Raw genomic sequence first — 25,067 nt, forward strand, 5'->3', positions numbered from 1 at the left:
CCTCCCTAAGTAAGAAACAGCGCCTTAACCTGAGTATAATATCTTCTTGAGACTGGTACTTCCGTTCCGTCTCTCATAGTTAAAAGATGCGTTTTATAATTTAATTTTGACGCATATTTTTTATTAATGATGATTGATTGATGGACTCTAATCAAATCTGGATGCAGTTGTTCAATTTTTGATAACGTTCCATAAAATTCTCTTTTAAAATTTTTACCAACCATTGATACACGATGATCGTATTCCGTTTGAAAGAAATAAATATCATTAATATCCATTTTTATAGAAGACGCTTTTAAGTTAATGATAATATATTCACTTTTTGTCTTTATATTTTCTTTTTGTTGAATATATGCATCGACACATGTTTCGACCTCTTTTTGGAAATCTAGAAAATCCACGTTCTTTTGAATAAATTGAAGAGCTGAAACCATATATTTGTAGGAAGTTAAAACTAATTCTGTGTGAGTAGAAATAAATACAATCAGACTTTCACTGTCTGTTTTTCTGATTTCTTTGGCAACCTCAAATCCTGCCTGGATATGATTGTTCATTTGAATATCTAGGAAAAAGATATTTAGTTGGGCGTCCTGGTGTGCCACTTGTAATAATTCATCTGAACGTGAAAATAAATGGATTGTTTCATTATAAATATTTCTTGAATGTAGGATATTTGTTACCAATGCTTCTAACGCTTTTGCTTGAATAATTTGGTCTTCTAATATATAAATAGCCATTTGTTCACTCATCCCTTTCTCAAGAAGATATAAAATTACACAACAAAAGACAAATGATTATAATGTTCAATCAATTTATACACCAATAAAAGAGATAAAAAATTGATTGTCTGTTAGTATATTCACATAAATTTAGTATAGCGATTTCAGTAGTTTCCTGCAAACAAAAACATAAAATAACAAAGCATCAAGAAAGAGTACTTTGGACTATTCATCTTTTACTAACGAATCATGAGGACTATTGTCTCTTCGTTGATGAAAAACAAAGAATCAACCGCCAAACTGTTCTTGTCATTTTATACATGACAAAATCAATTCATTGGTCGATTCTGGTTATTTTAATTTGTTAGTTCACACATGGATCATTGTGCTAATTTTTTACTTAAACATCCACACTTCTTCCTGTTGAATGAGTCGATTAAGCGCCAATGTAGGTCACGCCACTACTATAAGCAATTACATTAGGTAAGACACGATACGAAATCGTTTGATCATTGATGACATTGCTTTCAGAAATAATGATTCCATCAGAAGTGACCGCTTCAACAAAAGCAACATGTCCATATTGATTATCTGCGCCAGCAACTCCTGGTTGGAAACTAATCGCACGACCAGCTTTAGGCAATGAACTAACTTGATAGCCTAATGCACGTCCTTTTCTTCCCCAGTCACTGCCATTTCCCATAAATTCATCCACAGAAGTGCCCAACTGTTTGAAACGATTATAGACATACCACGTACATTGGCCCACGGGATAGCTACCACTTCGATTATAATTGATCCCATCATAGACTGGAAAATGCATTTGTTGCTGTTCCGCTTCTGACAGCTCATTTTTAGATTGGATAATCAAACCGTCCACTGTTTTTGGTAAATCAAATTGCGTTAAGTTATAAACCGCAATTAACGAATTTAATTTATTATCGTATTGCTTGTCTGTTGCATATTTACCTGTTAAAAAACGCGTTGCTTGAAGGTAGTTTTTGGCTTCCGAACGCCACGCTGGTTTATAAAAATCTTGATTTCCGTCAATCCCTTGTCGGAGTAATTGAACATAATCTTGCAGTGAGTCATTATAGCCACCGTAATCGCGAAACCCAGCGGAAATTGTATAAAGTTGGCCCCTCTGATCAGCCTCTTTTGTTGAAAAGCTAACACTATTTCCTTGGAACGAACCTTTCACGCCAAAGAGATTATAATAAGGTTCTTTGGCTAGTTGACTTTCGCCAGAGCCACTTTCTAAAATAGCCTGAGCTATCATCACTGATGCAAAAACATCGTATTTTTCACCAAGTTCTCTGGCTGTCTCACCAATTTTTTTAATAAACGCTGTGGTTTGTTCTGACTTCTGCATTTCAAATGACGCACCATATGTTGCTAAAACTTCTTTGCCATACTCCGTTAATGTGAACTCCTTAAAAGGATTAGTCACTACCAAGCGTATTTCCTCTTTTGAGTCTGGTTGTTGTTTGGTAGTATAGATATTCTCTAACTGACCAATTACTTCTGGTTTTTCTTTAGAATCCGCTTCCGCTGCGGCAATTAAATATTTTCCTTGGCCAAGATAAACACCATTTTGAAGCGTTTTTCCTTCAGCTGTTTGCCAAAAAATCAGATCACCAGGTTCTGCCTCCTCTATAGAACGAGCTTTACCAAATGTCATTTGTTCTTGCGGCGTACTGCCAATGTCTATTTTAAATAATTGTTGGTAAATTTTTTGGGCAAGGAAACTACTGGTCAATGCTTGCTCCGTCAAATTAAATTCTTTTTTTGTTTTCCCAACGTGTCTTAATGCTTCAGCCACCACAACTGCCCGTTTCTTTTCGCCAAAAGACGACAACAGTGGAAGTTCGTAGCCTTTTAAATTAGAAGAAGCTATTTCATCTACTTTGAGGGACGGATTTAACGATACAGCCTGATTTTCTTCAACAACGTTATTGGTGGCTTCAGGAACTTGAATAGGTTCTTCAGGTTCTTGCTTGGTCACAGGAACTTGTGGTGGTTGCGATTGTTCAACAGGCTGAGTGATTTCTGATGATACCGTCGGCTCTGTAGGTTCTTTTTTTGTTTCAGAACTAGTATTTGTGGTTGTCGTTTCTGTCGTTGAATGACTCGTTGATTCGGTAGTCGTATCGCTAGAACTACTTGATTCAGATGACGAACTACTAGTGGACGTTGTCGATGTAGCAACAGTTGTTTCGGTTGTTTCGGTTACTTTTTCTTCCGAAGTAATTGTCGTTTCCGAGGACAGAGCTGTTTGTAGCGAGCTACTTGGTAATTCTGCAGCCAACGTAACAACTGGAGCGACTTCCAAACTCAGAAGAATGAGAATACTTGTTAAAACAAGTAGTTGATTCTTGATTTTCTTTCTTTTCATTCGTAAAAATCCTCTCCTATTACTTACTTGCGCATTTGCACACTGTTTTTGTACAAATGCGCCTTGTAAGTTAATGATACGCTAATTTTGGTCTTTTTTATTTTTGAAGAATAATTTTCCTAAACCAATACTTACTATCAATAGAAAACCACTGATTGACCAGATTGGCGAAACACCTTCATTTGCTTTTGGCAAAGTACCAGAAGTGGTGGTTTTTGTTGTCGTTCCACCTGCTGCTGTGCCCTTTCCTGGACTGGTTACGCTACCAGTCCCGCTAACCGTGCCATGATTTCTATTGTTGCCTGTAGAGTTGCTACTGATTGGCTCTTCTGCCATTGCTTCAATGGCTTGTGCTAAAATACTTAAACATTTGTCCACAGCTTCTTGCGTCGCATTTGGGTCCTCAACAAGTGCTTTTGCTTGTTTAATTGCTTCAGCTAAAGCTTCTTGCGATGCTTTTGTAAATTGTTTTCCTGCTTTAGGTTTCAAGGTTTCTGCTTTTTGAAGCAGTTCTTTCAACTTTGTTTTATCCGTTTGAAGGACTTGTTCCTCTAAACTATCCAAAGCAGTTTTTACATTTTTTTCAGCAGTATCAATTTGTTCTTGCCGAGCATTTTTATCAGCTAAAATCCCTTCCGCTTGGTCAATTGCTTCAGTTAAGCGCGCTTTAGACTCGCTGGTAAATTCTTTTCCGGCAGATGGTTTGATTGCTTTTGCTTTGGCTATCATTGCCTCTAAGGCTTTTTTATCTGTAACTAACGCTTCTTCTTGTAACCCATCGATGGCACTAGTTAATTCAGCAACCGCTTCATCAATCATTTTTTGATTAGCTGCTGGGTTTTCCAATGTGTTTTTAGCTGCTAAAAGCGCTTTTTGTAAATCTTGTAACGAGGAGGCAGTAAATTGGTGCCCTTCACTTGGAGTGACTTGCTGCGCTCGTTTGACAACTTCTTGTAATTGGTCTTTATTTACAAGTGGTACTTCTTTTAATTGAGCCATTGCAGTTTCCAATGCGTTTAGAGCCGCTGAGACTTCTTCTTTTGTCGCCGTTTCTTTCGCTACGATTGCTTCAGCTGCTTGAATTGCTTCTTGCAATTGTTTTTCTGTTTCTTTTGTAAATTGGTATCCTTCTTCCGGCTTTCTTCCTCGGGCTTGAGCGATTTTCTCTTTTAAGGTTTCCTTATCAACGGCGACGGGTTGTTCTTTTAATTGTGCAATTGCTTCACGCAATGTTTTAGTCGCTTGGTCTATTTCTTCTTGGGTAACTTTTTCTTGAGCAAATACTTTTTGAGCTGCTGCTAATGACTCTTCGAGAACTTTTTTAGTTTCTTCGGTGAATTCTTGCCCATCACTTGGTTTTTTCGCCAGCCCCTCTTGAATTGCTTTTTCTAAATCAGCTTTATTCGCTACATCAGGCATTTTTTCCAACTGTTCTACAGCCTTTTCTAGATTTTCCACAGCAGCAGAAACGTCTGTCTGTGTGGCTTGTTCATTGGCTAGAACAGCTACTGCCTCATCTAAGACTGGTTTAAAAATTGCCCAAGTTTCAGGCGTATATTCTTTTTCGACACGTGCTTGATTTAGCGTAATTAGCGCTTGTAATAACTCTTTATCTACTAGCTCTGTAGGATTCACTGTTACAGAAAAATCTGAAAGTGTGGCTTGTTGGAATCCTTGGCCTACTAATAAGCCTTGACTCATATCAAATTGTAATGGCTGCTCAACAGTTGTCGCACGTTTTACGCGAGTTGTTTCTTTTACTTTAACTTTAAAGGTAACTAAGTCCATTGAACCATTTAACAATTGTTTATTTCCTTGATTACTAAGAACTAAATATAGATTCTCCACATCATTTGAATGTTTCCGATATTTAGAATAATTTTCCATGTGTTGTGTATTATTCGTGGTTGCAGGCTGACCGACAAGTTCAAATTTGCTAGAATCAAAGGACATTTTTGTGCTTAACGCATTAATGTTTTTTAAGTCTTGACCTTTAAGTGTAAAGGTTAATGTATCGCCAGGAAGATAGGTATCCTTGCCATTTTCATTAACCACAGCAAGGGATAAACCGCCCGCAATTTCTTCGACATCAGGTATTTCAATCCCACCATCTAATTGTCGTAAAACATAACTGATATCATAAGCATCAATTACCCCATTTTTATTTAAATCGCCTTTTTCAACATAGCCATTAAAATCACTGTCCACCGATTCTAAGCCTGTATAGTTTCGATAACTCATTGCATCATTTTCATCAATCGTTCCATCGTTAGTAATGTCTCCATGTAAGATTCCTTCTGTTCCTGGTTGTTTGTAAAAGAGCATCTCACGACCAGAGCCAAAATTACCCACCGATTTTAATACCTTCATTTCAACAAAACGATACGCTTGGTCCTTCGTTTCAATGGTTTTTGTCAAAGCATCTTGCTTCCAGTTAATAGGTTCTGAAAACTCTGTCCAATTAGCTCCATCTTTCGACGTCCGATACTGGAGCTGCAAAATATTTCCGTTGCCGGCATTGTCTCTTGGCAAGTATTCAATTTTATCCATTTGATACTCCGCACCAAGATCAAATTTTAAAGTCAAGAAATTCCCATCACTTGGATTAGCGATGCCGGTTGACCAGTTCGTATGCCAACCTGTACTTAAATCTTTATCTGTTAATTTCTTCAATTCTGCGCCTGGTTGTTCTGGTAAATTACTTGTTGCTTTGACTTGATTAATTGTTTCTTTATAGGGATCATCTTGTGTTTTTCCTTTAATCGGTTCACTCCATTCAGAAACCCCATTTTTTCCAACAGCTCGAACTCGAAAAGTATGTTCGCTTAGGAAGGAAAATCCATCAAATGTTGCTGTATTCGTTTGAATATTTCCGAAAACAGTCCCGTCACGCTCTACTTCATAACTTGTTGCCTCAGTTACTTGATCCCATTGAAGAGTCAAAGAAGATGGCGTTGTTTTTTCTTCATTGATTGCGACATTTGCCGGAATAGTTAACTGGTCATCGACCGTTGTATTTCCTCCGTCAATCGTTCCTTTATTAATGAAACCATTGACAGTTATTTGAACATCTTTGGCGGTCACAGATTGTTTCGCTAGTTTTACTGATAACGCTGATTGGTTCAGTTTTTCTCCTGAAGCTTCAGAAAGATACTGATTCACTTGGAATTCTTTATCAAAATAATATAGATTTGTGCCAGCTAAAAATTCTTCTTTATTAGCTGCTTCTTTCAAGGTTACTTCTGTTCCCCCCACCATTGCTGTTACACTTTCGGGTGCTTCTGAAGCTAGCAAATCAAGCGTGGTGCTTCGTTCATCAACAAAGCCTTTGTAACTTCCTTTTGTCGGTTCGATAGTAACGGTCAGATCCCCTTTTTCGTTTGATTTAGGGCCTTGACTATTTATTTTAGTCGTAGCTGATTGCCCAGCTTCATAACTAGTTGAAATTCCGTCATCTTCATACATATTAAAAGAAGTGGCGCCATTTGGATAAATCAAGAAAGATCGTTGATCCCGTTGGATTTCCTTTGGATTGTTGTTTGGATTCGTCATTGGGATAATACTGCCATCTTTGACGAAAACGGGCACCTTCCAGAGCGGTGTTTTTACTCCATTTAAGACACGGCCACCTTGATATTTTTCGCCTGTAAATAAGTCAACCCAGACTTGTTTTTCATCTGGTAAATAGATTCCATCACGGATTGAATTTCCTGCCTCATCTTGATTGCCATTATAAATTGGAGCAACGAGTAAATTGGGTCCCCACATATATTGGTATTGAGAATCTTTTGTATATGCTGTTCCTTCATTAGGAAATTCTAAAGCCATAGCCCGTAACATTGGTAGTCCATCAACTGATTCCTTGGCAATACTGTAGTTATAAGGCATCATCATTGATTTTAATTTTAGATACGCTCGGTTCAAATCTGTGGCTTCTTGATCAAAAGCAAATGGCGTTTTCGGATTGGAGCCCCAGCCGTCCATATTTAGCTGTACTGGTGTAAAAGTTTTCCATTGGAAATCACGTATGTTGACCTCTTTATTTTTTCCACCAAAAATTCCATCCATATCTGAACCAACATTTGGTTGGCCAGACAATGAAGTCCCGATATATGTTGGGATATGGAAGCGAATATATTCCCATTGACCACCCGTTTGATCGCCTGTCCAAATACCAGCGTGCCGTTGGGTTCCGGCCCAACCATCTAATGAAACAATCATCGGACGAACTGCGCCGTCTGTTTCTTTTACAAAAACATTTGCAGCATCTTCTACACCATTTAAGCCAAAGGAATACCCATACCCGACCCACGCCACGTCAGTTTTGAGGGCTTTAACACCAGCGACACTAACTTCTTTCGCAATATCCCGTTCTCCTTTTTTAGGATTTTTAGGATCCGCTGGATGGAGATTAGATTGAGTCCATAGCCCCACTTCAACACCATTTGCTTGAGCATAATCAGTAAATTCTTTTAAGTTTTGTACATCGCCATCCAATGAATCTGTTTGACCATAGCCAGCACCGTAGCCGTCATTTGGCAAGAACCACCCTAATGGCATATCGTTTTTCTTATACCGATCAATAACTGCGCGTGCAGAAAATTGATAATTCTCTTTTTCTCCATTTAAAGATTCTAGCGTGCCATTTAAGTTTCCTAGATCGCCTGGTTGGTATTCTTTGTAAAAATTACCATCTTCAAACTTAACTGCTCCCGCGGTTCCTTCTGCTACTTTCACCCAATAGTCCCGATTATACGCGTTTAAATGCGCTTCATAGAACCCGTATTCTGGCATCAAAGCTGGTTTCCCGGTTAATTCATAGTAATCTTTTAAAATACCTGCTGAGGAATCATTAAAGAAATAAAAGGCATCAAAATCTGTTCCTTCGTGCGTTGTTGTGGTTGTTTGTGGATCATGACTTCCAAAATCATAGTTGCCAGGTTTCCATGTATTTCGAACAACGCCATACCCTGCAGTTGACCAATAAAATGGGTTAGGCGATGCTACTCCGCCATCTACCCAATTGTTCGTATTGACAATCTGGATAGCTGTTCCTTTGTGCGTAAATCGACCATTTTGAGTTCCTCCGCCAAAATAATTTTCTTGACTACTTTGTTTTAACGTTTGTGTAGCTTTATCATTTTTAAAGGATAGCGGAGCGGTTTCTTCTAAAATGACTTGATCCTTTTTCTTGTCTAGAACCTTCATTAAAGCGCTTTCTTTTTCGAATATAATTTTTAAACCATTATTTTCTAGAGTAAATTGGTTTCCTGAATCTGTGACGTTCGTTTGCTCAAAGGCTTGTGTGCCATAGTCGGCCATTGTTTTAGCCGTAATTTTCGCAACATGCTTTGGATCATTTGGCGTTGGATATTCTTCAAATTTACCAGTTGGATCTAGATGATAGCGAAAAAGATGGTCGTTTAAAATACTAATTTGTGCTTTTTTTCCAGAAGCATACGTAATGACAAAGTTTTTCTCCGCTTTTTCAATCGACACAATTGCTCCGACTGACGTTGCTGAATCAGCTACGTCTTCTTTTGCTGTTTGCTCTTGCGCATCAACCACTTGAGAATCCATCATAACAAGCGAATGGAACGCCAATACAGACGAACTCACTAATAAAAATGTCAACCAGTGCTTTTTACCGTAAATTTTTTTACCCTGATACTCTTTGTTCATTTTTTCCTCCTTAAAATTGCTTCCCATAGAATAGTTCCGACACAATTACTCACAAAATCCAAAACCCAACAAAGTTTTATCCAGATGAAAAGTCATAACGATTTTCTTAGTTTACTGAGACTGTTAGAAAGTCAGTTTCAGTAACCCCTTCATAAACACATCCTTTCAATAAATTATTAAATGAAAACAATCTATTTTCATCTTATATAAAAATTTTAGTACAGAATCACAATTTCCCGATGAATGCGTTTTCATTTGTTGACTACCAATTTTTCACTTTTTTAATAACATAATTATCGTATGATGGTTTTTTTGTGTTTGTCAACGGTTAATTATAGCAGCCACCATTAACAAGTATTAACCCTTGATAAACCTGTTAATTCACTTATAATGATGATTTTATTGCGAAAATATTTACATCAGAAAAAGAAAGACTTTTTCAAAAATCTAATACCTGTTACTCAACTTTAGTCTATTTAAAAATAATCAACACCCTCCTGCTCAGCAAGAGGGTGTTTAATAATTGTTTTTAGTGATTGATTTGACTTGCTGGTGTGAAAAGCAAACTAATGATGATGCCAACTATCAGTACCGCTAGCAATATAAAAATTAACTTTCCAAACCGGTGATAGGGATTGATCGAAAGCCCAATTCCATAAACTTTTGGAACCCACAAAGGAGGCGTTGGATTATCTTTTTGATCTTTATAGGCTATCTTTAAAATCTGCCACGCAAAATACAACAATGGTAAAACCATAATTACCCCAACTATACCTAGCCATTTTGCTAATGAGTCACTAGTATGCAAAAGACTGATTGTCAGAATTGGTACAAACAAAAGAATAAAGCTAATTGTGGCTCCCACTTGTGCTTGTTTAAGCAGTCGTCTCTCACGGAGAGTAAGATTCGCAAACATTCCATCCATCCTTTCATGGTTTTCAGATTAAATCAACGAATCACTAAAAAACTAAATTAACTGCGAAAATCAATGACCATTCGCCCGCGAATTTTTCCTTGTTCCATTTCTTCAAAAATAGCATTAATTTCTTCTGGTTGGCGTGTTTGACAAACAGGAACAACTTTTCCTTCTGCACCGAATTGGAAAGCTTCGCTTAAATCTTGACGGGTTCCAACTAACGATCCGACTACGTGAATGCCATCAAGAACAAGACGTGGAATAGATAAATCCATTGTCTCAACAGGCAATCCAACGGCGACAACCGTTCCTCCCGCACGGACTGCATCGACTGCGCCATTAAATGCTGATTTAGCTACCGCAGTGACTACTGCTGCATGGACACCACCAATTTCTTTTTGAAGTTGTGCAGCGAAATCAGGATCTTTAACTGGACTAATTAAAAGATCCGCACCCATTTCTTTCGCAAAAGCTAACTGATCATCATTCACATCAACAGCTACCACTTTGGCATTAAAGACATGCTTGGCATATTGTAAAGCTAGATTACCTAGCCCACCTAATCCTGAAATCATTAGCCATTGACCTGGACGAATCCCAGATTCTTTTATCGCTTTGTAGGTTGTTACCCCTGCACAAGTAATAGAGGAAGCTGGCTCTGATGCTAAATTTTCTGGCACTTTCACTGCATAACCGTCTGTGACGATGCATTCTTCGGCCATGGCACCATCAACTGTATATCCAGCATTTTTTACTGAACGACAAAGCGTTTCTCGACCAGAAGTACAATATTCGCAATGCCCGCAGCCTTCATAAAACCATGCAACAGATGCACGATCACCAATTTTTAAACTAGTAACGTCTTTTCCAACCTCCGTCACAATCCCAATTCCTTCGTGACCTAAGGTACAACCGCTAACATCGCCAAAATCTGCATTCTTAACGTGTAAATCCGTATGACAGACACCACAGACTTCCATTTTCAACCGCGCTTCATTATCTTTCAATGGACGCGATTCTTTTTCAACAATTTTTGTTGTTTTTCCTTTTGCTGCGACAATTGCTTTATACATGGTTCTTTCCTCCTTGTTTCTATTGTGAATCATTGAACAATAATAGTATAATACTACTTTCCAAAATAAGGAACACCAATGACTTGCGTAAATTAACGCTAATTTGACAGTTTATTCTTGCTAGACAGCTATTCTTCCCTTATGTCATAGATAATTCATACTGGCATGATTTTTTCTGCATAATTGTCAACTATTTTAAAGGCAGGTTTTACAACCTCATTTTTCCCTTCTTTTTTCCCAAGATATAGCAGACGGTACCTAAAATAACTAGAATTAAAAAGGCCATGAGGTACTTAAGCCAGTGAAGGTTTTTGGCTTTATGATCAACAGAACGCTTATTATACTGATCAGCTTGCTTCTTGTTTATCGTGAAATCTTTTGAGAACGTCCAGCTCCCCTCATGGTTTTTCAACTTAATGGTATAGGTATAGTCTCCAGGTTTAAACGAATCTTTCAGTAAAATAGGCAGATCAAACCTTGTGTTTGGTGCAAAACTCAGATTATTTTTCTTTTCGTGAATGATCGTTTTGTTTGTTCCTTTTTCTTTAACAAAAAAATCTCCTTCGACTTTTGATAATAACTTCCGCTGTGGATTTTTAATTTCCATCGAAACAGTATTGTGGCGGTTAATTTGCCCAATTTTAACAGAACCACTTTCTAATTTTGCAGGTATGGTCTCTGCTGTTTCATTCACCCGAATAGCAATCGTATGCATATAAACATTTTGAATCCCACCCTTGCTTTGGTCCCCAGCTATCTCTACAGGTCGAATCGTCACTCCACCTAATAAAATTCCTGAAAATAACTTTTCTGGCATCGTTATTTGAAAATCAATCGTTTGTGATTGTTTACCAGGAACACTAATGTCCTTCCTATTGGGACTAATCAAATCACTAAGTACCAAACTCATCGATGGATCTTTTTCAAAGCTACTTTTTGTATAGTCAACTATCCCATTACTATTTGTTGTTGCTGTATTTACCTGAACTTTAAATTTTTGAGGGTTCGGCGTAGTATTGGTTATCGTTAATTTGAATGTATCTTTTTGTTTCGGAGTTAATGTCATATCAAAAAAATTACTGGTTTTGTTATTTTGAGTTGCTCCGAAAACGGGTGTGACTGTATACGCATTCGCATTGTCAATTGTTGCTGAACTATTGGTATTAGACGGCTCTGCCCAGGCACGCATCGCTCCACCTGAACAGAGAATAGTCAATATAAAAAGTATCTTTAAAATTCTTTTCAATTTATCTGCCTCGTTTTCTTACATCGTTTTATGTTAAATTCTTAGGCGGGTGCTCCATCGATGGCATTCCAGACGATGGTCCCAGAGTAGGTATTTGCAGCAATACTTTTAGGTATATTTAACGTTGCATTTAAATCGGCTGTCGTGACAGTGTCTGATAAACGGATATCACTTTTATCTAGCGAAATAATGGTTGAAGCATCTGTGGTTAAATCAACGCCCGTAAAGGTACCTTTTTCAGAAGATCCGTCAGGTTTTTTAGTGTCTAAATGAAGTGTCATTCCGTCTAATCCAGTGACACCTTTTCCTTTATCTTCTAAATTCGCTGTCAGATACCAACCTGTATTCGTTGTCCCACGATTATCATTAATGATAAGTTGCGACTTGCTTTGATCTGGTTGCGTATGATCTTGGCCGTCTTTTGTCACCGTCCCAAAGTTAATTTGTGCTAATGGTGTAATGGTTAATCCGCCACCCAAAACCGACACATTCGCTGTAGTAGTGGCATTATCAGCTGCATTCACAGTTTGTTGTCCAATTAAAAAAATCCCCGTTCCTAAAGTGACAGTTAAACCAATTATTTTTTTATTCATTATTTTTCCTCTTTTCTTTATAAAGTCCAACGATTAATGTACTTCCGAGTACCACGATTCCTAAAAGCGTCTCTTGAGACGTAATCTCGTTTGTTTTTGGTAAAAAATTAGGTTGTCCTCGTGAAGTTGGCATATCGTTAGTCTGCGGTATAAGCTCATTGGGATGCGGAACAATATCCTCACTCTCTTTCACTATTACCATGACTTTTGTGTCAGCTTGTGCGTCAGTTGTCTTGTCTTCAGCTTGTGCTTGAATTGGCAAACCGAGAATAAAGGCAACAAACAATAAATCATAGATAAACCATTTCACAGCTATTCCCTCTTCCCTTACGGTGTTGCTTCTAAGTTCCAAATTAACTGAGCTTCATATTTATCAGCAGGTGTGACTTTTGAAATAGTTAATGTGGGCAATAATTGTAATTTCGTCAAAACTTTTTTATTTTTGATAGATTGGTTACTTACGCCAACTACTAATTGTTGCTCATCGTTAACCATGATATTTTGCTCAGTTGTTACATAATCGACTGACTTTGGATTTAGCGTGAGATCAAGCCCTGCGTCTTTCCACGCTTGTGTTTTCTGATCATTTAAATTATAGGCTACTTCAAGCTGCCAGCCAGTTGTCCGATTAGGGTCCCCCGTATCTTCAATGTTCATCTCACAACTTTTTAATGTCTGTGTTTGATCTTGGCCATTAAATTTTACGTTCTCAAAAGGCATTAGTTGTTCAGATAAGTGATAAAAGTCTAAACGATTAGAGTAATAGTAGGTCCAATCAACGGTAATACTTTTACTAAAACCTACTATTTTAGAGATATCATAAGTAATTCTATAGACGCCCGCTACTTCATCGTTTACCTGATCAGGCGTATAGCGAATCGTTATCTTGCTATAAGGAATAGATTGCCCATCATTATCTGTTGCACTATCAAAAAGACGCTTTGGATCGAAGGGCGTTCCCACAGAAAAGCTGCCGTTATGTGCACCAATATGAGCTGAAGAGGGAATGACTTCTAGTGTAGTCTGCGCCTCTAATCCTAGGTATTTATAATCAATTTCATATTTACCAACCACTTTTGTATCCACCGTATCTACTGGAACCTTTTGCTCTCCGTCCATTTTATATATGGTGACACTTACGTCTCGAAAATCACCTTTTTTACCGTCTGGTGTTTGTAGGCTAGTCACTTCACTTTCTGGTTGCCATTGAGTATATTGATAAATCGTATCTTGAGATTTAACTTTAATTTGCGCTTGATCAATGTGTACAGCTAAACTTTTCTCGTTTGAGTAGCTTTTAGATGTATCATCAACATCAAGAATTCTAAACGTTAATGTATAATCTCCTGAAGTTGGTAAAGCATCTGCTAAACAGTTAAAACTAACGCAATCATCTGTGACTGGTAAATTTTTTAAATCCTGCTCCCCAATTTTATGAAAATCAGTTTGAGCAGCACCTGAAATTTTTTCTTCAATCTGAACTTTTCTAGTTGTCGGAGCCTTAACGGTTAGTTCTACTGGTATCTTTTGTTGCGGGTGAAATGTGGTTTGACCTTTAACAAAAGCTGCCCTTTCTAAACTTGGCACTTGGTATGGATCTGTTGTGACGCGCATATATGTTTTATCTGTGGGCTCTGAAGAATCCGTTCCTGGCGGGTTGACTAACGGCAGCCCACAACCATCTTTGCCACTAAACAAATAAGTTGTTAACCCGTTTTGTTGTTGTGAAGTGACATTCACATTGGCCTTAGGATCAACTGTGTGAGTATGAAAATTAACTACGCGCGCAAACCGTTGAGCAACATACCCATCTGTCCAATTAAGCGGATTGTCTTGTCTTTGGTTCATCGTAAACTTTGGTGATAAAAAATCCCCTGGTAACATCGTTTTGCTTTCAGGTATTTCAGGATATTTAGAGGCATCTTGGGTATTGTAATTGGATAATGGATTGTCTTTATCGCCGCTGTCCCATGGCGAGATATAAGAAGACCAAGTAGCCACTTTTCCGGTGATTCCAGTGATAATTTGATGATTCAAATTACTTGGATCATGATTTGCTGCTGCCGCTAAACTTGTCGCACGTAACCACATATCCGGACTAAGCAATATCCAATTATGATTAACCGTATTCGTTGTATCTGATTCGTAAGTTCGACCAAAAAAATCTGCCGACAACGAAAATTGATCACTTTCAGTGCCATCCGACAAAACATTTGATACTGGTAAGCGATGTTTCGTTAAATTTTTATTGAGGGAATAATCCTTTGAATCGCCATCCTTCATTAAAGTAGCTACATCTAAATCAAAATGAAGTTCAAATTTTATGGCCGATTTGTCAGGTTCATTTTTCCAAATTTCATAAAGTTTAGTAAAAGAAAAATTAATAGTGTCCCCACGTTCACAAAACATCACCTGATGCTCAGTATCAATTCCGCTATAATCTTGATCAGGATCACCCCATCCTGGTGAACCATCTTCTGAAGAACCGTTAAACGTCCGCATTCCTTTTGTGTTAACAATTGGTATCTGTGTGTTTTTTTCTCCACTAATTGAATAAAAATTTTCTGGATTATCCGCATAAGCCTTGTCATAAGCCGCTTTAAAATTATCTGCACTTATATTTTCTGGCAAATGAAACATCAGTCCATATTGCATTCCAACAGTACCAAAAGAAAGAAACTTCAATGCTTCTGTTTGAGAAGTGTCCACTGTTCCATATAATTTTACGTGTAATTTCCCTCCAAATGATCCATCTGGACCACCACCTCCGTCATGGCTTATCTCCATTCCATAAGGTAAATCAGTTCTCAAATCAATGGCTATCCCTCCCGCTTGATAGAGCGAAGCTGCTTCGCATTCTTGAAAGTGCAAGCTCAAAAAACAAGAAATCGTTACCAATAGTAGACAAGAGTAAAAGAAATAAGCAATGCTTTTTTTTCTTTTGTAGGTTGGCATTTTAATTTTTAATTGTTCGTTGATTTTTTTCATTGCTTACTCACCTTGACCTTTTTTGGAATTAGAAACTAAATAATAATTATTCTAACTACTGCTAGCTTATCAACATTGAAATTGCTTTGCCACACACAATTAATGTATAAGGCTGTACATTAATTGTGATGGCCGCTTCTTATTGCGCTTGTGTTAACATATCAATACAAAAATTTAAAGAAAGTAGACTACAATGAACCTAAATTTTACTTTTGGAGGTCCATAACATGTTTCCATCCTACCTAACGAATGAGCTAGAAATTTTATTTTATATAGTCAAGCGAGCTCATACGTCGTTAAATGAAATTTCTTCCAATTTAAAAATTTCAAAAAGAACGGTCAAGGAAAATCTGATAAAAATAAATCAAGAATTCGAGGATACTTATCAAATCCAACATTTTATTGTCTCTAACAATAATGGCATTGTTTGTGTAAATCCAGCGTACCGAAAAAGCGCGGTCGAATACGCCTACACGTTAAAACTCAATCTTTTAAAAAACAATGTACAATTTAATTATTGCGTACAATTAGTCACACATTCTTCCATTGATAAAAACGAATTAATTAAAGTTTTATATATTTCTGAACATTATCTGGTAAAAATCACGAAACAACTGAATAACTTTTTTAAAATTTTTGATATAGTAATCGTTAGTATTAAGGGTATTTATCAATTAACTGGCAATGAATTATCGATTCGAGTGTTTTCTTTCATTTTCCTACAAGATTCCTTTCAAGAATTGGCTTGGCCTTTTTCTAAAATAAGTCTTGAAGAAATAAAAAAAAGTCTACCTGATGAACTTCTTGAACGATCCTATAAAAATGTCCGAATGAAGAAAAGAGCGTTTTATATTTTATATGCGATATTTAAAACTAGAACAAGTGCACAAAACTTCTTAAAGATGCCGCACTCTAAAAACCTGCATTCTTTTTTTATTCTGATCAATCAATACAGTCATGTGACTTTATTTTTTCTTGAACACTCCTTCGCTGACATTCAATGCGAAACAAGAAAAACTGAAATTTTATACTTTAATTTTTTATCTCGCATTTTTATCCCTTATATCTTTTCGGAAAAGCAAACGAAACAAATAGAAAAATTATTTATAGAATCTAACCATCCTTATTGTGTCTTATCAAAAAAATTATTTAAGCAAGTAGCCTACTTACTGACAAATCAGCATGATTATCAATACGTTTACTATCTTTCTATTTTTAATGCTTGGTACTTTTTAACGGAGGGCAATTATTATACTTTTTTAACACTTTATTTACCGCAGCCAGAAATTTGTACTCCGTCAGATGTGGCATACTTTAATCGAATAAAAGGAACGGTGGCAAAATTAGTTCACCAAGAAACGCATTTAGAGTTACTCAGTCAACTGCTTTACACATTGTCTGTGTCCGAAAAAAAAGTACAAGTGAGAATCTATTTACAAATTATCAAAGATTTTTATGCAAATTATTTTATTAAAACACGGTTATCCTCCTTATATAATACAAACGCAATCTCTATTACCGAAGACTTCACAAATGCGGATATCATCATCACAGATTCCTTCGAAAAAGCTACTTCTAATCAAGATATTTTCTACTTAGATTCCATTGAAAATGAAGAAAGTTGGCATGAGCTTACAGAATTTATTCAACAAAAATATATGGCTAAACTTAATGTTGGCTTATAATTGTGAGTTTTCTTAAAAAGAGCAAATTTGAAAAAAAAAATTAGAGGTGTATACTAGCAGAGGAATAATTTTTTAGCTTTTAATAAATTTTTAAAGAAGGAATGTTTTGTGAAATTATCTATCAAAAAATTTTTTGAGGTCTTCTTAGAATCGTCTTGGGCGTATAGTCGCCCTATACTAACTTTTGATACAAGACAGAACTGGTTTGCCCTTGTTCTTAGTATCATTATTGCAAATGCTGTTGGTGCTGTTCTAACAATAGTCTTTCCTTTCGCTTTTGTTTTAGTAAATGTTGGTAGCTTTTTGGGCACTGTAATTTGTGTCTTACCACGACATGGCTCTCCACAAAGAAGTGCCATAAATGGTATTTTAATGATTTTTATTGGTGCCAGTCTGGGGATACTTTTACAGTCGTCAAGTATATTCATTATTTTATTATTCGTCCTTGGTTTGTATTTTTCAGGGATTGTGAGAAACTTTAGTATTGGTCTGTATATTCGATGTCTCTTTGGGACCATTTCTTTACTAGCTGGTGCGCAATTAAAAGGCAATTTGTCTATTGGTCAATCTTTTGAAGGTCTGGGTGCAATAATTTTAGGTATGTCCATCCTTTGTTTAATCTATTGTCTTTATTCTAAGCCGCAAAATAATGAAGCACGAAAATTAGTAGCCGATTTATATGAACAATTATATTTATTAGCACAAGGAAAACCCGCACGCTATGTCCATTTCAGAATAAAAGTACGCGAATCTGTTGAAACAATGCCATGGGTCAATCATCAAAAAACACCATGGATTTATCCCTTGGTTTCACAAGCAGATGCAATTGCAGGCTCGTTAGATTCAACCAATGCAGCTGAAAATCTTCCTGCTTTAAAAGCAATTCTACTCTTTTTAAAAGGAGAACAATTAACCCTGCCTCTTCAAGAATTTGATTTAGCAAACACCGAAATAAAATCAGCAATCCTTTTGATACAAAACAAACAATCCTTTAAAAAAATCTCATTTAAATCTTTCTTACCCACAAAAGAAGGACTTGCAGAAGCCAAAGAGATTCTTCATTCTTACAAAGGCAGCTCTGCTAGATTCGCAATTCGTTTAGCTTTAACAGGTTTAGTTTGTCATTTTTGTTCGCTTATTCTTAATTACATGTACCCTTTGCCTTTAGCTAATCACGAATTCTGGGTAGTTATTTCTGGTTGTTTGATGGTTATGCCAGGGTATCATGGTACACTCGGCAAAATCACTTCAAGAACTATTGGTTCTATTTTAGGTGGTTGTTTAGGCATCTTTTTGTCTCAATTAATTGCTAACTTAACAAACCTAAATCCTTTATGGCCAATGTTATTGTCTTGTTTGCTAGTTATATTGTATGAAACCGTCCGTAAATTAAGTCAAGCATTTCTAATGCTAAGTGTGACCACTTGGTTAACTTTCACATTAGGTGGTAGTTCTGCAGGCTATACAAGAGTTTTTGATGTAATTATTGGTGCGCTTATTGCTTTTGTTATGTTTTTTATTTTCCCAACATGGCATAGTCAAGTATTACGTAAAAATATCAATAGTTGGTCAAAAACGATCAGCTCTATTTTGCTAGCGTTAATCAATGAAGAGACCACGTTGCCTAGTGATGCTTGGGTACTAGCTTATCGGGTACAACGTAGAGTAAACTATTCTATTCAAGAAATTGTTCTTGAATCTCCTATTTATAGTAACGATGCCTCTGCTGAAAGCTTAATGCAACAAAAACAACTAAATGATCAACTGTTGGAAATGCAAACTGCTATGGAAGAGCTTCTTTTAGAACTTATGAAAACACAACACTACTTAAAAAAATTAGCACCAGTTAAGCCGGACACACTAAACACTGAGTTACTTAACTATTCACAGCAAATACTTTCACTCACGAATCCCCAAAATAATCGACTAATCAACCAGTCCAAACAATCCATTTATTTTCCTCAAATTGAACAATCACTGGTAATCTTAAAAAATTCTACAGCTAATTTCTTTTTAGCAAATATCAAATGATTAAATAGACAAAAAGCCTAGGAAAAATCCAAAGGGAATTTTTCCTAGGCTTAAAAGTTGATAATCTACTGGCAGAGTAATCAATGAAAACAACCGATCTAATCGAGCAGAAAACTTGGTTTTTATAACAGAATACCCCTGTCCTGACTCCGTTACACCGACTCAATTTTATAAACTTATCTGTCTAACATTCACAAAAAACTTTTTTTTCAGTTTCTGTGAGGATATCATTCATTCGGCCAGATTTAAATCCTTCTAAGTCAAAAGTTACATAATTAAATCCTTGTTTTTTAAGATAATCTGCAATTTTTTCTCTGTTTTCTAATAACAGAGAAAGTTTGTCTTCTGGAATTTCAATCCGTGCTAAATCATGATGTGCTCTGACACGGACAATTGGAAAACCTATTTCCCGTAAATATTTTTCACTAGCAAATATTTGATCAATAGCTGAGCGTGTTAACTTAATGCCATAAGGAATTCTTGAAGCAATACTACATGAGGCAACTTTACTCCAATTGGAAATACCTGCGTCTTTAGCAAGTTGACGTATTTCAATTTTATATAATTTAGCTTGTTGTAGCGGACTGATGACCCCTTCTTGATCTCTTGCTCTTAATCCAGGACGAAAGTCAGTATTATCATCCATAATCATCCCATCGGCCAGAACATCAAATCCCTCTTTCTGAATAGCCGAACGAATAGTTTTATATAATAATTTTTTACTGTAGAACCAGCTATTAGGGTTATTTGCAACAATTCTATCATCCGCTAATTCGCTCATTTCAAGGCCTAACACATTTGCTCCCAACCCATTAGCTAAATCGACCGCTTTATCAAACTCATCATCAGAAAATAATTCTGAATTTACAACAATCGCAAGTACATTTTCAGCACCTAAAGTGTCCAAAGCTTTTTTTAGCAAGTAAGAGCTATCAATTCCACCTGAATATGCAACAGCCAACTTATCCATTTTTTGTAATTCGCGAACTAAATTTTGTTCTTTCGTTTTCATGACAGACATTTAAACCATCTCCTATTGATTTTCTTTTACATAATTAATTATAGACATCTCCACATTAGAAAAAATCACGATTCATAGTATCAATTATTGTCAATATTTGTACACTTAATACCGTTTTAAATGTTGTAACAAGTTAGCATTGGCTTCTATCTCTTCCTTTGAGTACCTTGTCACAGCCGAATCAAACAATAAAATGGAATCAGCTTCCTCGCAAATACTCAAATAGTCATGGGTGGAAAGGATAATTGTTTTACCAAGTTGATGCAGATTTTTTATTATCTTTTTAAATAATTTTTCCGATTCTTTTGTCAACCCAGCAAACGGCTCATCTAATAAATACACGTCTGGATTCATTACTAACAGACTAGCAAAAGCCACTTTTTTCTTTTCTCCTCCCGATAATTGATAAGGCACTTGATTGCTTAAATGGGTAATTTTTAATAAATTCAAACAATCATTAATTCTTTTTGCTGTTTCATGCTCGGATAGTTGGAGCTGTCTAGGGCCAAATGCCAATTCGTCATAAACTGTTGCATTAAATAATTGTGTGTCCGTCTCTTGAAATAATATACCCAAATGAGCATAATACTTCTTTTTATGAATAGGGTCTTTTTTCCAGGCCGTTAATGATTTTTCCATAAAATAAATCGTTCCCTCGGAAGGTTTTAAAAAACCTGCGAGCAAATTTAAAAAAGTGGATTTTCCACTGCCGTTATCTCCCATCAAAACCAGATATTCTCCTCTGGCTATTTCCAAATTACAAGGCGAAAAAACAGGCTTCGTTTGATAGCGATAAACCAAATGATTTACTCGATACATATTAGTTCCTCCCTAAATAAAGCAACCCCCCGAAAAATAAAAGATAGGCAATACTAACCAAAAAATCTTTCGTTTTTAATGGTTGCTTTACTCGATAATATTGACCAGTATATCCTCTTGCTTCCATCACCATGTCCAACTTTTCCCCATACGTAAAAGATTTTATAGAAATAAGACTGATTAAATTACTACCCGTACTCAACTGGATATTCCCACCAACTGCTCTAGCTTCTACAGCGGCAAGCAGTTGGTTTAAGAAATTTCCAAAGAAAAAGATATATTTAATCGTAATATCTAATTGTAAAAGTATTATATTCGGAAAATGAAAGATTTTTAATGCTGCTATAAATTGATTCATGTTGGTTGTTTCCATATATTGACTAATCGCTATGGCTAAAAAAAACAAATGAACAATAAATAATAAACTAAATTGACCTAAAAAAAAGATCGGTAAATAGATAATCAGCGGCATCAAAATGAGGATACTAGCTTTTTTGACAATGTTTCGTAGAATAGTTGGTTTTTCAACTAAAAGTAACATGCCTAGGTAGATGCCTAAGAGCCACAAAACAAGAACTTTTTGTGTAGTACTGATTAAAACAATTAGTAAAAAAGTACTGATCAGTTGAATTGCTGGGTGTATATCGCTGAGAATAGTCTTATTGCGTTTCCCACTCACCTGAAATTTATTTAATAAAAAAAGGATTCCTTTTCGATTTTTAAGCATAAAGGTTTCTTTTTTATTAGGTTCAAAGGACGTGGAAGATTCTTTCATCCATTCAGGCATCAACTTTGCCTTCTTCCATTAAATAAACGAAAAATGAGTAAAAAAACGATTATGGCTGTTACGCCACTTAAAATATACCCAAGTGCTAATGGCAGTCCTGGAATAAAGTAATCACTGAAAAGTGCATGAAATGAAAAACCATTCACCATACCTTTTGGTTGTACCGCAGGCAAATGATTCTGTTTTAAATTCTTGACTAATTCAGATAAATCCCATTCACCCCAAGCGGTGGCATGATCAATCAAACCTAATGGACATAAAATTACCATGACCAATAACAGTCTCTTTAATCGTAACAACGGAGTCCTTTTCTTCTTTTCTTCGATAAAAATTGCATCTTTTGACACACTTTTTACAAAATTATAGACACACACGGTGAAGAGACCTTCAACAATTCCTATTACTAACAGATGGACACTCATCATTGCTGGTATAGTTATAGAAAGACCATATGGGTTATAAAGTGGGGTACCATTCGCTTCATGGAATAGTAAGGGTTGGATACCTAATAATACAGAAGTAGAAAGTGCCGCAACATTTACACCAAGATACCCAGCTAAGAAAAGACCCATTGTTTCAAATTTTTTTACACGCGTAACTAGCTTATAAACTCCATATCCCACGAATGGCATCACAAACGCCATAGAAAAGGCGTTTGCACCAAAAGCCAATATACCACCATCACCAAATAAACAAGCCTGTAATAGTAAAGCCACCGAAACAGACAGCGTCGCGGCCCAAGGTCCCATCAATAATGCGATGAGAACAGCCCCAACAGCGTGCGCAGTTGTTCCACCAGGTACTGGCAAATTAAACATCATTATTAAAAATGACAAGGAGGAGGAAATCCCTAACATGGTCCCTGTATCTTTTTTTAATTTAATTTGAACGTCAACTTTTTTTACAGCGCGGTACCAGACAGGTACCATAATCGCGCCCATCACTGCGCAAGTTTGTGGGCTTAAATAATTTTCTGGAATATGCATGTTCGTCAGACTCCTATCTTATCGATCAATATAATCAGCTAAATAACTTTGATCGTAAATCACAATTTTTTGTTTTTTGATATCGATGACTTTTTCCTCTTTTAAATCATGGATAATTCGGTTTACGCTATTTCTCGTTGAAATCCCGCAAAACCCCGCAATATCCTCATTAGTTACTTGAAAATCAATTAATATTCCTTCCTCTGTCTGTACACCAAACAAATCAATTAATTGGTAAATAAAAGTACAAACAGCCCCTTTCTTACCATTCATTGTCATATTCTGTAAGGAACTAATACTCTCCGATAATTTTGCTCGGTAGTAATCCCGTACATAATCTTGAAGAACAGCATCTTCTCTAACATATTCCCAAAATACAGTCCTTGGTATCCGATAAAAGCTAGCCTCTTCCGACTCAATGCGGATATTAAAAGGAGCAGATGTATAATTTGATACTTCATCACGTAACAATGAAATAATGTCAGGAGACACAATATACGACAGATTAAATTCTCGTCCATCCTTTAAAATAATACTCGTCTTAACGACCCCTTTCTTTAATACATAGGTGTACGCTTCCTCCAATCCATGATAAGCGAGATAAGTATGGCGTTTTTTTTTGATAATCGGCGTCTTCTTTCTATCTAAGAAAGCTGTAAGATAATCTGACTCCATAATTGTCACTCCTTTGACTAAGTTTCTGTTTGATTCGTTAACTATTATAAACACTCTCACCAACCTTTTGTTAGCAAATGTTACCCACAATAAGGACTGTGTGATTTCTAAATTTCATTATACTTAGTCTCGTAAAATATTACTTAGGAGATGATTGCTATGGTAGAAATTAACCTACCTTATGACAAGAAAATGATTACTGCAAGAATTCCCGATAAAAATTTTATTGGGCTTCTCGAATCAAAAGCTGAACATTTTTCAAATCCATATACTGAGAAAGAAACAGTCGAAAAATCGCTGGACAATCCTATTGGAAGCCTTCCATTAGAAGAATTAGCTAAGGGTAAAAAAGACATTGTCCTCATTAGTTCCGATCACACACGTCCCGTTCCTTCACATATTATCACCCCAATTATTTTGCGTAGAATTCGTTCAGTGAACAAAACAGCTAGAATCCGGATTTTAGTTGCTACAGGTTTTCATCGCCCCTCTACACGAGAAGAACTGATTAGTAAATATGGTAAAGAGATCGTAGAGAATGAAGAAATCGTTATGCATATCTCTACTGATGATTCCTCAATGGTCAAAATCGGTCAACTACCTTCAGGGGGCGATTGTATCATTAATCGCATTGCAGCAGAAGCAGATTTACTGCTGGCCGAAGGATTTATTGAATCACACTTTTTTGCAGGATTTTCTGGTGGACGTAAATCTGTTTTACCTGGAATTGCTTCTTATAAAACCATCATGGCTAACCATTCTGGAGAATTTATTGATTCCTCCAACTCACGGACAGGAAATTTAACGGATAATCCGATTCATAATGACATGGTCTACGCTGCCGCTAAAGCGAATCTAGCTTTTATTGTTAATGTCGTTTTAGATGGTGACAAAAAAATTATTGGTTCCTTTGCAGGCGATATGGTTGAAGCGCATAAAGTTGGTTGTAACTTTGTAAAAGAAATTGCCCGTGTCAAAAAAATACCTTGCGACATTGCGGTTTCAACGAACGGCGGATTTCCACTTGATCAAAACATTTATCAAGCAGTTAAAGGGATGACCGCTGCAGAAGCAACCAATAAAGACGGCGGTGTCATTATTATGGTCGCTGGGTGTCGTGATGGTCACGGTGGTGAAGGTTTTTATGAAAATATTGCCAATGTTAAAAATCCAAACGAATTTTTAGAAGCAGCCATCCATACACCACGATTAGAAACCGTGCCAGATCAATGGACTTCGCAAATTTTAGCGCGAATTTTAGTTCATCATCATATAATTTTTGTTTCAGATCTTGTTGATCCTGAGCTTATCACTTCGATGCATATGGAAATAGCAAAAACGTTTGATGAAGCGTTAGAGCGAGCATTTGAAAGAGAAGGTCTAAATGCAAAAGTGACTGTGATTCGAGATGGCTTGTCTGTCATTGTAGAATAATGATCCTTGAGAAATCA

At 36.4% G+C, this 25,067-nt stretch carries 17 protein-coding genes; 3 read left to right on the forward strand and 14 right to left on the reverse strand.

Annotated features, from left to right (window positions below):
- Window positions 1–5: 5 nt before the first annotated feature.
- The 9 genes from fsrA to IGJ52_RS07935 form a co-directional block, all read right to left on the reverse strand.
- The gene (gene fsrA / locus IGJ52_RS07895) at window positions 6–737 is read right to left on the reverse strand and encodes a response regulator transcription factor FsrA (protein ID WP_073340375.1); all 732 of its coding nucleotides are present in this window, start codon (window positions 735–737) and stop codon (window positions 6–8) included.
- Window positions 738–1,155: 418 nt separating this feature from the next.
- Window positions 1,156–3,114 (reverse strand): amidase domain-containing protein, encoded by a 1,959-nt coding sequence (locus tag IGJ52_RS07900; protein ID WP_438792011.1) that lies wholly within the window; start codon window positions 3,112–3,114, stop codon window positions 1,156–1,158.
- Window positions 3,115–3,195: 81 nt separating this feature from the next.
- Window positions 3,196–8,823, reverse strand: coding sequence for a TIM-barrel domain-containing protein (locus IGJ52_RS07905; RefSeq protein WP_438792012.1), 5,628 nt, complete (start codon window positions 8,821–8,823; stop codon window positions 3,196–3,198).
- Window positions 8,824–9,325: 502 nt separating this feature from the next.
- Window positions 9,326–9,721, reverse strand: a complete 396-nt coding sequence (locus IGJ52_RS07910; protein ID WP_002408845.1) for a hypothetical protein — start codon at window positions 9,719–9,721, stop codon at window positions 9,326–9,328.
- A 47-nt stretch (window positions 9,722–9,768) separates the two neighbouring features.
- Window positions 9,769–10,785, reverse strand: a complete 1,017-nt coding sequence (adhP, locus tag IGJ52_RS07915; protein WP_002408844.1) for an alcohol dehydrogenase AdhP — start codon at window positions 10,783–10,785, stop codon at window positions 9,769–9,771.
- Window positions 10,786–10,993: 208 nt separating this feature from the next.
- A complete protein-coding gene (locus IGJ52_RS07920) occupies window positions 10,994–11,974 on the reverse strand; it encodes a DUF916 and DUF3324 domain-containing protein (RefSeq protein WP_002419898.1) in 981 nt (326 codons plus the stop codon).
- A 98-nt stretch (window positions 11,975–12,072) separates the two neighbouring features.
- On the reverse strand, window positions 12,073–12,624 hold the full coding sequence (locus tag IGJ52_RS07925; RefSeq protein WP_002398386.1) for a hypothetical protein: 552 nt from the start codon (window positions 12,622–12,624) through the stop codon (window positions 12,073–12,075).
- Entirely contained in the window at window positions 12,617–12,976 is a 360-nt protein-coding gene (locus IGJ52_RS07930; RefSeq protein WP_002398387.1) for a hypothetical protein, read from the reverse strand. Before IGJ52_RS07930 ends, IGJ52_RS07925 begins: the two co-directional genes overlap by 8 nt.
- Window positions 12,952–15,612 carry a bacterial Ig-like domain-containing protein gene (locus tag IGJ52_RS07935; RefSeq protein WP_438792013.1) on the reverse strand — a complete coding sequence of 887 codons (2,661 nt, stop codon included), beginning with the start codon at window positions 15,610–15,612 and terminating at the stop codon, window positions 12,952–12,954. The genes IGJ52_RS07930 and IGJ52_RS07935 overlap by 25 nt, the downstream gene beginning before the upstream one ends.
- A gap of 227 nt (window positions 15,613–15,839) precedes the next feature.
- Between IGJ52_RS07935 and IGJ52_RS07940 the strand changes: the two genes are divergently transcribed.
- On the forward strand, window positions 15,840–17,297 hold the full coding sequence (locus IGJ52_RS07940; RefSeq protein ID WP_002397404.1) for a helix-turn-helix domain-containing protein: 1,458 nt from the start codon (window positions 15,840–15,842) through the stop codon (window positions 17,295–17,297).
- 108 nt (window positions 17,298–17,405) lie between these two features.
- Complete coding sequence (locus IGJ52_RS07945) at window positions 17,406–19,328, forward strand: FUSC family protein (protein WP_438792014.1); 1,923 nt, start codon at window positions 17,406–17,408, stop codon at window positions 19,326–19,328.
- Between the two features lie 184 nt (window positions 19,329–19,512).
- On the opposite strand, the gene larE is transcribed toward IGJ52_RS07945, so the two are convergent.
- From larE to IGJ52_RS07970, 5 genes are all read right to left on the reverse strand, one after another.
- Entirely contained in the window at window positions 19,513–20,349 is an 837-nt protein-coding gene (larE, locus tag IGJ52_RS07950) for an ATP-dependent sacrificial sulfur transferase LarE (RefSeq protein ID WP_002408838.1), read from the reverse strand.
- Window positions 20,350–20,454: 105 nt separating this feature from the next.
- On the reverse strand, window positions 20,455–21,168 hold the full coding sequence (locus IGJ52_RS07955) for an ABC transporter ATP-binding protein (protein WP_010816596.1): 714 nt from the start codon (window positions 21,166–21,168) through the stop codon (window positions 20,455–20,457).
- Between the two features lies 1 nt (window position 21,169).
- Window positions 21,170–21,955: an energy-coupling factor transporter transmembrane component T family protein gene (locus IGJ52_RS07960; RefSeq protein WP_002408837.1), complete on the reverse strand. Its 786-nt coding sequence runs from the start codon at window positions 21,953–21,955 to the stop codon at window positions 21,170–21,172.
- Window positions 21,955–22,941: a cobalt transporter CbiM gene (gene cbiM, locus IGJ52_RS07965; RefSeq protein WP_002408836.1), complete on the reverse strand. Its 987-nt coding sequence runs from the start codon at window positions 22,939–22,941 to the stop codon at window positions 21,955–21,957. Before cbiM ends, IGJ52_RS07960 begins: the two co-directional genes overlap by 1 nt.
- A gap of 18 nt (window positions 22,942–22,959) precedes the next feature.
- Window positions 22,960–23,616 carry a Crp/Fnr family transcriptional regulator gene (locus tag IGJ52_RS07970; protein ID WP_002361998.1) on the reverse strand — a complete coding sequence of 219 codons (657 nt, stop codon included), beginning with the start codon at window positions 23,614–23,616 and terminating at the stop codon, window positions 22,960–22,962.
- A gap of 159 nt (window positions 23,617–23,775) precedes the next feature.
- On the opposite strand from IGJ52_RS07970, the gene larA reads away from it, so the two are divergent.
- Window positions 23,776–25,050, forward strand: a complete 1,275-nt coding sequence (gene larA, locus IGJ52_RS07975) for a nickel-dependent lactate racemase (protein ID WP_002357200.1) — start codon at window positions 23,776–23,778, stop codon at window positions 25,048–25,050.
- Window positions 25,051–25,067 lie beyond the last annotated feature (17 nt).

This window comes from Enterococcus sp. DIV1758 (assembly GCF_051711985.1).
Lineage (GTDB): Bacteria > Bacillota > Bacilli > Lactobacillales > Enterococcaceae > Enterococcus > Enterococcus faecalis.

Coding starts and splice junctions, on each gene's coding strand:
- fsrA (WP_073340375.1), bottom strand. CDS start 737: ATGGCTATTTATATATTAGAAGACCAAATTATTCAAGCAAAAGCGTTA.
- IGJ52_RS07900 (WP_438792011.1), bottom strand. CDS start 3,114: ATGAAAAGAAAGAAAATCAAGAATCAACTACTTGTTTTAACAAGTATT.
- IGJ52_RS07905 (WP_438792012.1), bottom strand. CDS start 8,823: ATGGGAAGCAATTTTAAGGAGGAAAAAATGAACAAAGAGTATCAGGGT.
- IGJ52_RS07910 (WP_002408845.1), bottom strand. CDS start 9,721: ATGGATGGAATGTTTGCGAATCTTACTCTCCGTGAGAGACGACTGCTT.
- adhP (WP_002408844.1), bottom strand. CDS start 10,785: ATGTATAAAGCAATTGTCGCAGCAAAAGGAAAAACAACAAAAATTGTT.
- IGJ52_RS07920 (WP_002419898.1), bottom strand. CDS start 11,974: ATGCGTGCCTGGGCAGAGCCGTCTAATACCAATAGTTCAGCAACAATT.
- IGJ52_RS07925 (WP_002398386.1), bottom strand. CDS start 12,624: ATGAATAAAAAAATAATTGGTTTAACTGTCACTTTAGGAACGGGGATT.
- IGJ52_RS07935 (WP_438792013.1), bottom strand. CDS start 15,612: ATGAAAAAAATCAACGAACAATTAAAAATTAAAATGCCAACCTACAAA.
- IGJ52_RS07940 (WP_002397404.1), top strand. CDS start 15,840: ATGTTTCCATCCTACCTAACGAATGAGCTAGAAATTTTATTTTATATA.
- larE (WP_002408838.1), bottom strand. CDS start 20,349: ATGTCTGTCATGAAAACGAAAGAACAAAATTTAGTTCGCGAATTACAA.
- IGJ52_RS07955 (WP_010816596.1), bottom strand. CDS start 21,168: ATGTATCGAGTAAATCATTTGGTTTATCGCTATCAAACGAAGCCTGTT.
- IGJ52_RS07960 (WP_002408837.1), bottom strand. CDS start 21,955: ATGCCTGAATGGATGAAAGAATCTTCCACGTCCTTTGAACCTAATAAA.
- cbiM (WP_002408836.1), bottom strand. CDS start 22,941: ATGCATATTCCAGAAAATTATTTAAGCCCACAAACTTGCGCAGTGATG.
- IGJ52_RS07970 (WP_002361998.1), bottom strand. CDS start 23,616: ATGGAGTCAGATTATCTTACAGCTTTCTTAGATAGAAAGAAGACGCCG.
- larA (WP_002357200.1), top strand. CDS start 23,776: ATGGTAGAAATTAACCTACCTTATGACAAGAAAATGATTACTGCAAGA.